Raw genomic sequence first — 3,444 nt, 5'->3', positions numbered from 1 at the left:
GTCGGGTACACGAAGTCGACCGTCAGGTCGCTCTGGCCGGCCTCGGCGAGCAGCTCGCGCGCCCGGTCCTGGTCGTAGTCGTAGGTCTCGACGTCGTCGGAGTACCCCGTGACGATGTCCGGCATGACCTGCTCGTCCGCGTCGCCCGTCGCCGACTGGCCGACCAGCTGACCCGCGGCGTTGGTGATGTAGAGGTCGAGGTCGTCGGCCCCCTCGCCCGCGGTGAGGTCGGCGCGCCCGAGGGTCGTGCCGGCCGGGATGTCGATCGGGTAGATGTCCGTCGACGCGTTGGTCACGCCCGGGGTGATCGGGCTGCCGGAGACGACGTCCCCGGTGACGCGCTGGCCGGGCACGAAGCCGTTGACCGTGACGTCGATGGCGTCCGAGCTGCCGGGGGTCACGCGGTAGGTGATGCCGCCGTCGGCGACGTCACCCGTGACCTCGAGCGGCGCGGCAACGACGACCGGGCGGGCGACGACGGGGGAGCGCACGGACAGGCCGCGGCCCTCCCACGTGAGCGAGCCCTGCGCGTACTGCCCGAGCGGGGCGCTCGTGCGGGTCATCTGCACCTTGAAGGTGCGGCTCTGGCCGGGGGCCGTGAAGTTGAGCACCCGCGGCGTCACCTTGACGTCCATGCCCGGCACGTCGGCCACGGCCCGGTAGAGGCCCGGGGTGGTCGCCGTGACGGTGCGGGTCACCGTCTGCGTGCCGGCGAGCGCGCCGATCGCGATGGACGGCTGGTTGAGGTTCGACGCGTCGTCGATCGGGTCGACGCCGGGGATGCCGAAGTCGACCTCCTCGGTGCGCTCGAGGAAGGACAGCCACTCGTCGACGTCGGACTCGTAGACGAGGCCCGGCTCGAGGAAGCGGGTCGGGTCGACGTGGCCCGCGCCGCCGTTGAAGTGGTCCGTGTCCGGCGTGCCGTCCTCCTCGAGGAGGTCGTACGCCGTCGTCATCATCGCCGACTTGACCGCCGTGGGGCTCCAGTCGGGGTGGACGCCGAGGAGGAGCGCGCCCAGGCCGGCGACGTGCGGGCTCGACATCGAGGTGCCCGAGAGGAAGTTGAAGTCGCGTCCGCCGTTGGGGCCGGGGGCGACCGCCGCGAGGACGCTGACGCCCGGCGCGGAGATGTCGGGCTTGAGCAGGTCGCCGTCGTGCGCCGCGGCGGGGCCGCGGCTGGAGAACCCGGCGATGACCGGGGCCGGCTCCGGCGCGGCGCCCGTCTGGTCGCCCGCGAGGATCGCCAGGGTCGGCTCGGCCGCGCTGGTCACGTACTCCTTGATCGCCGCGCCGGCGACCTCGTCGACGTGGACGGTCGGCACGTAGTGCACGTCGGCGTCGACGCTCGAGGGCGCGGTGTTGGTGAGCACCATGCCGACGCCGCCGGCCTGCTCGACGGCGAGGGACTTGTCGGTGCGGGCGATGGTGCCGCGGTCGCAGACGACGACCGTGCCCTCGACCTGCGCCGGGTCGAGCGAGCCGGGGTAGCACAGGCGCGCCCGGTCGACGGCCACGCCGGCGGCGGCCACCTCGGAGGAGAGGACGGCGGGAGCGCCCTCGGGCAGCGGCGCGGTGACCGAGGAGCCGCGGTAGAGCTCGCCGTCACCGGTCTCGACCGTGCCGTAGAAGTAGTGGTGCGTGCTCGCGGCCACCGTCGTCAGCCAGGGGCTGTTGTGGGCGACCGTCGAGGCGCCGGGGCCGGAGTTGCCGGCCGAGGCGGCGACGAAGACGCCGGCCGACGCCGCGGAGAGGAAGGCGATCTCCACCGCGCCGATGGAGCTCGTCGTCGAGCCGGAGATCGAGTAGTTGAGGACGTCGACGCCGTCGAGGACCGCCTGGTTGATGGCGGCGACGGAGTCGGAGGTGTAGCAGCCGCCCGTGTCGGGGTCGACGTCCTCGAAGCAGACCTTGTACGTGGCGAGCTTGGCGCCGGGCGCCATGCCCGAGCCCTGCCCGAAGTCGCGCCCGTCGACCACCATCTCGACGCCGCCGTTGCCGACCGCCGTGCCGGCGGTGTGGGTGCCGTGGCCGTCGCCGTCGCGCGGGGAGATCGTCTCGAACTCGGAGTAGTCGGCCGGCGGGACGTTGGCCACGAACCCGTCGGCGAAGTAGCGCGCCGAGACGAGCTTGTCGTTGCAGAGGTCGGCGCCGAAGGACGGCCCCGTCTCGCACTCGCCCTCGAAGACCTCGCCGTCCGCCTTGACGACGCCGATGTTGCCCGCGGCCGTGCGGAAGGTGCTGCCGACCCCGCCCGGCTCGGTCGCCGTCACCGGCTCGCCCGCGAAGGAGGGGTTCTCCGGGGTGATGCCGGAGTCGATGACGCCGACGACGACGCCCTCGCCCGTGGCGTCCGGGCCGCCGAGCTGGGCCCAGACGCCGTCCTCGCCGGTCAGGCCGAGGAAGGCCGGGCTGTCCACGGTGTCGAGGTCGAGCGCGACGTCGCGCTCGACGCTGACGACGCCGCGCGTGGCGGCCAGGGCCGTGGCCTGCTCCGCCGTGAGCTCCGCCGAGAAGCCGTTGACCGCCGCCGTGTACTGGTACTCCGGCTCGGCGTCGACGGCGTCGGCGACGTCCTCCTGCTGGCGCTCGAGGAAGCGCTGGTACCGCTGGACCTCGCGGCTGCCGGCGTCGAGCTTCTCCCCCTCCTCCGGCGCGGTGGCGGCGAGGCCGGCGACGCCGCCCTCGTAGGTGGCGGCCGGCTCCTGGGCCAGCGTGACGACGTAGCGGCCGTCGGTGAAGTCGGTCGCGGCGGCGGCGTCGCCCACGGGCGCGACGGGCGAGGCGACGGCGGGGCCGACGCTGCCGACGGTGGCGACGACCAGGCCGAGGCCGGTCAGCACCGCGGCGGCGCGGCGGGAGCGCGCGCCGGGGGAGGGGCGAGGGTGCACGGGGGGAGCCTCCTGGTGGGAGCGGTCCGGCCGGGGCCGGTCGGGACGCCGGCGCAGGCCAGCACGGCGGGTGACCGCGCGGTCGCGCTGCGTCACCCGTCCGGACGTAGGGGACCCCACCTCTCGGCGTCCGTCAAGGGTGCTGGCAGGTTCTCCTCAGCCGCGCTGCGCGCCCGGCAGTGACGGTGCGTCAGATCGCCCGCCCGTCGTGAGGGCCCTCGTCCGGATCGTCGCCCGGGCACTTCCGGTCGGCCTCGGCGTCCTCCGTAGGGTGGCGCCGGTGCGCGCAGCGACTCCGGAGCCCTCCGCGGGCCGGCGCCGGGGCGAGGGTCCCGTCGTCGGCTTCGACCTCGACCAGACGCTCGTCGACTCCGGTCCGCGCATCAGCTCGTGCCTGCGCGCCGCCCTCGGCGAGGTCGGCCTCCCCTTCGACGCGGCCGCCGCCGAGGCCGCGCGCGGCCTCCCGCTGTCGGGGACGCTCGCCGCACTCGTGCCGCCCGGGCGGGCCACCCCGGCGCTGCTCGAGGACCTCGCCGCGCGCTACCGCGCGCAGGAC

At 75.0% G+C, this 3,444-nt stretch carries 2 protein-coding genes; one reads left to right on the top strand and one right to left on the bottom strand.

The features are described from left to right. Window positions 1-2,888: S8 family peptidase (locus HLB09_RS14665; RefSeq protein ID WP_171204073.1), on the bottom strand; the 2,888-nt coding region annotated here is incomplete at its 3' end. A 280-nt stretch (window positions 2,889-3,168) separates the two neighbouring features. Between HLB09_RS14665 and HLB09_RS14660 the strand changes: the two genes are divergently transcribed. Next, the coding region (locus tag HLB09_RS14660) for an HAD family hydrolase (RefSeq protein ID WP_409373014.1) at window positions 3,169-3,444 on the top strand (276 nt) is incomplete at its 3' end.

Origin of the sequence: Pseudokineococcus marinus, assembly GCF_013004605.1 — a bacterium.
Taxonomy (GTDB): domain Bacteria; phylum Actinomycetota; class Actinomycetes; order Actinomycetales; family Quadrisphaeraceae; genus Pseudokineococcus; species Pseudokineococcus marinus.
This window is presented reverse-complemented; position numbering and strand designations above follow the sequence as displayed.